The organism is Sporomusa sp., from assembly GCF_057736855.1.
In genome coordinates this window covers 1-4,223 of sequence record NZ_JBYKYF010000276.1, presented here as the reverse complement: position 1 = coordinate 4,223, position 4,223 = coordinate 1, and the positions used below count along the sequence as shown (strand labels likewise).

Annotated in this window: 4 protein-coding genes and 2 pseudogenes; 1 reads left to right on the top strand and 5 read right to left on the bottom strand. The window is 40.9% G+C overall.

All coding sequences use genetic code 11. From position 1 onward, the window contains the following. Positions 1 to 300, bottom strand: a pseudogene (locus AC29Z1_RS14505) (tryptophan--tRNA ligase); the annotation flags it as partial. Between the two features lie 15 nt (positions 301 to 315). Then, the gene (locus tag AC29Z1_RS14500; protein ID WP_488272168.1) at positions 316 to 936 is read right to left on the bottom strand and encodes a site-2 protease family protein; all 621 of its coding nucleotides are present in this window, start codon (positions 934 to 936) and stop codon (positions 316 to 318) included. Between the two features lie 173 nt (positions 937 to 1,109). Between AC29Z1_RS14500 and AC29Z1_RS14495 the strand changes: the two genes are divergently transcribed. Beyond that, entirely contained in the window at positions 1,110 to 1,859 is a 750-nt protein-coding gene (locus AC29Z1_RS14495; protein WP_488272167.1) for a hypothetical protein, read from the top strand. A gap of 52 nt (positions 1,860 to 1,911) precedes the next feature. Here the strand turns inward: AC29Z1_RS14495 and AC29Z1_RS14490 are convergent, their stop codons facing one another. The 3 genes and pseudogenes from AC29Z1_RS14490 to AC29Z1_RS14480 all read right to left on the bottom strand — a co-directional run. Further along, the gene (locus tag AC29Z1_RS14490; protein ID WP_488272166.1) at positions 1,912 to 3,426 is read right to left on the bottom strand and encodes a spore germination protein; all 1,515 of its coding nucleotides are present in this window, start codon (positions 3,424 to 3,426) and stop codon (positions 1,912 to 1,914) included. Continuing rightward, positions 3,416 to 4,030 (bottom strand): stage V sporulation protein SpoVABEA, encoded by a 615-nt coding sequence (gene spoVAEA, locus AC29Z1_RS14485; protein WP_488272165.1) that lies wholly within the window; start codon positions 4,028 to 4,030, stop codon positions 3,416 to 3,418. The genes AC29Z1_RS14490 and spoVAEA overlap by 11 nt, the downstream gene beginning before the upstream one ends. Positions 4,031 to 4,040: 10 nt before the next feature. Then, positions 4,041 to 4,223: pseudogene (locus AC29Z1_RS14480) on the bottom strand (hypothetical protein); the annotation flags it as partial.

Genomic DNA, 4,223 nt, shown 5'->3' with positions numbered 1-4,223 from the left:
CGGAGTCATCATCGATAACAATAAATGCAACTCAGCATGTTCTTTTACATGTGACTGAACAAAGATAATGCTCTTCTCAGGATCAAGACCAGCACTCAGCCAATCCAATGCCATATTCTCGATACGCTCGGGAAGTTTGCTGGTATCTTCATACGAAGAGGTAAGCGCATGCCAGTCAACTATTGAATATACGCAATCATATTCTTTTTGCAATTTGATCCAATTGCTAAGTACCTGATAATTACCCATATGAAAGTTGCCTGACGGCTGCATGCCACTAAAAATACGTTTTTTAGTCAAATGTATCTCCTCCGGTTACAAAATTGTCATAACAATGGTATTAATTACATAGGATAAACCGCTTTGCAGCGGATAGGTAATCATCCCAATAACGCCGATATAAACAAGCGCGATTAAAATAAAGGGACCATATGGTTCCATTTGCTCAATGAATTGTCCTTGACGACCTGGCAGGATACTTGCCAATACTTTGGACCCATCAAGCGGCGGTATAGGTATCAAATTAAAAATAGCTAAAATGATATTATAGCTATATGTCATCCATAAAATCTTCACCCAAGCGCCATGTAGCAACTGCAGTTTGGCAAAAATGGTTATGATAAATGCCGTTAAAAGCGCTAACAGCATATTAGATACCGGACCTGCCAGCGATACAAGTAACACACCCTGGCGATAATTTCTAAAATTACCAGGATTAATAGGCACCGGCTTTGCCCAGCCAAATTTAAATAGCCACAGCATTAACAGCCCAATCGGATCCAGATGTGAGACTGGATTAAGTGTTAGCCGCCCCATAAACCTCGGAGTCGGGTCGCCTAACATAACTGCAGCCCTAGCGTGGGCATATTCATGCACCGTGAGGGCAATTAATAATGCTGGGATTCTAAATATCATATCGGCGTCAAAACCAAACAATGGGAGACCTCCTTATTTCTCATTCACTCGACGTACTACTAAATTATACTAAAAAAGCAAGCAAAAGCAAAATGTAACAGTAGATTATTTCTATACTAAAATTAACAAAACCTGTTCAAAATAAACATATCCGAGAATTTCTTTATCCTAAAATGAAGGAGGCATCTACTTCTATGTGGGTATTATCACTGATAAAAATTGTAGCACTTACTTTAATTTTCTTATTACTGGCTGGCTGCAGCCTGACTCCTGGCACATCTAAACCTGCTCCCAAACCGGAAATAGGCCCCGCCGGCAAACCAGTTGAATCTAAACCGAATCCACCTTTTGCCGAAAGATTTTTTTCAGCACCTGCCGAACTCTATGATCTAGAAGCCACTGCTGGAGTTATATTTGAAGGTATCAATAAAGAAGATTGGTCACAGGCTCAGGCCGGGCTCACCAATTTGCAAACGCTTTGGCAGCAAACGAAAGCCGCAGTTGGTGATAAAAAAGGTGTAAAGGAAGCCGATGAGGCTATTGATAAACTGACTGCATCCATCTTTTCGGAAAAAACCAAAGAATCTCACGAAAATTTACTTGCATTTATGGGTAGTATCGGTGATATTAGCAAGTCTTATAAACTATCACCACTTGCCGATATTATTGCCGTTAGCAATGGAATACGTAATGTCAGTTTCTACGTAGAAACAAAAGATTGGGAAAAAGCCTTTGCTAAAGTAAAGGAATTACAGGGAACTTGGGAAAAAGGAAAACCTAGCTTAGAACAGGTTGGTATTTTAGGCGAGATAACCAAAACCCATTCAATAGTACAGCAAATGAAGGATGCTGTAAATGCCGAAAATAAAAACGCATTCAAAGAACATTTGGCTAACATCAATGAAAGCATGGGACGTATCCGTGAATTTTTTCGTGGTAAATAGCTTAAAACCAATGCCGCCCAAATCTTGAGGCGGCATTGGTTTTCAATTTGTTTTACTTTTTATCCTTCTGACTGTTATCCTCAGTATTGTCTTGTACTCCGGTGCTTTCAAGCCGGTCTTCATCCTGAGGCTTTAGTACGGCCGGACGTAATATTTTATTAGGTATAGGCAAACGGAATAATACGTCTTTCATCGCACCGAAATTAAAGGGTATAGCCGGCCATAAATAAGGAATACCAAAAGATGATGTTGTCAACAGCAATATAAACACCGCTCCAACTCCGACAATAAACCCTGGGAGTTTGAAAAACATGACCAAAATGATAATCAGGGCCCGAAAGAGGCGGGTAGCCATGGCAAATTCCATACTGGGAGTAGCAAACGCACCTACTGCAGCTACTGCTGTATAAAAAATGGTTTCATTGCCGAACAATCCTACTTTAGTAGCGATATCGCCAAGCATAAAGGCTCCGATAAACCCTAAAGCCGTTGATTGTGCGGTCGGAACATGTACAGTTGCCATTCTAACCAATTCAACCCCGAATTCAGCCAAGATAAATTGAATGCCGATCGGAATAATACCTGATTCCTGCGGCCCTAGAAAAGCTAGCGATTCAGGCAAAAGCTGCCTATTTAGCACTACAGCCAGCCATAAAGGCGGCAGAATCAAAGACAATAAAACCCCCGCCAGCCTGATCAGCCGCAGGTAAGTACCAACTACAACATTTTGCCGGTATTCTTCCACATGCTGCACATGATGCCAAAATGTTGTAGGTAAAATCATAATGCTAGGCGAAGTATCAACAATTAAACACACATGTCCTTCAAGCAAATGAACGGCAGCCACGTCTGGCCGTTCCGTATACCTCACTTTGGGCAACGGATTCCACTTGCTGCCTCCCACAATATATTCTTCGATAGCTTTTTCCGCCATAGGTACGCCGTCAATATTAATATTGTTAAGCCGCTCTTTGACGGTTTCAACCAGTTTCCTGTTGGTAATATCTTTAATATAGGCAACAGCGATATCACTTTGTGAACGTGTTCCTACTTTAACAATTTCAAATCTAAGATTGGGGTCGCGTAACCGTCGCCGGATTAACGCGGTATTAAAAACAATTGTTTCAACAAAAGAATCCCGTGAACCTCTTGTTACCTTTTCGATATTCGACTCAGCAGGAGCCCGAACAGGATAAGCGCGAGCATCAATAACCATAACTTGCGCCTCCCCTTCAACAAAGAACAGCAGCTCACCTGACAGTAGACTGGTTATAGCATCATTCATGTTTTCAACCAATTTAACCTGTGAATGAATTGCCCGCGAATAAAACAGTTTCTGGAAGGTGTTAATGGTTAACTCCTCTTGCTTATAAGCGGTTAATTCTTCGAACACATTGGATAACACTACGTCATTGGTCATACCATTTATAGAAAACGAAGCTGCCCGTTTTTTTCCTGCTCGATATTCACGAAAAATAATATCAAAAGTTTCGCCCACTCCCAGGAGTTCTTTTATATAATTTATATTACTGTCAAGTTCTTTTGCTACTTTCTTTTCATCTGACATAATCAATGCCACTCCGTTCTAAAATCTCTTCAATTGCTTTACGAGTAATAGGAGCCCCTCGTGTTAAATCATCATGTTTATCCATTTTTCCAATATCGCCTACACCAATAATAACAGGTACCTCTACATCATTTAACACATCTACAGTGTCACCGGTAATCACCGGCTCACAGTTGCAAGCACTTTTATCTTTGATTTCCCCGTTTTTATCAACCGAAGAATTAATTACATGTCCTTGACAGTCAACACAGGCATCTGCACAAACTCCGTGAATATCACTGGTATTGGAGGCTACAGCTACCGCACCTAAAACCTCAATATCCGGATGATTAGCAACATATTCAAGCGCCCGTTCTCCCTCTGCCTTTCCCCGACGGCCTTTATCATCAAACATAACCAGTACTGGATCATAAGGAACGGTTTTTAAAAGTTCAACAATTTTTTTGCCACTAATCGGTGTTGGATTTCCGCCTGAGGCCGAAATACATCGTAACCCTAAAGCAGCTCCAATATTTTCCACAGCCTCCTGAGCTACTCGGTCACCATCTGTAATAAGAATGACTCGTATCTTTTTCTTTTCATTGGGTGCAGCTGCATTTCCCAATTTCATCACCTCATTGCTGCCGACTATTTTCTTCGCCTAATAAATTACTAATCTTATTTGCAATTTTTTCGCTTTCACTGATCACCTGTTTGAGCTTTTTTAAACTTGCTTCAAGTTCATTAGACAGTTCATATTGTGCCTGCGCCAATACTTGTGCGGCAGTCTGCACAGCAATAGGCTTGTTTTGATTAAT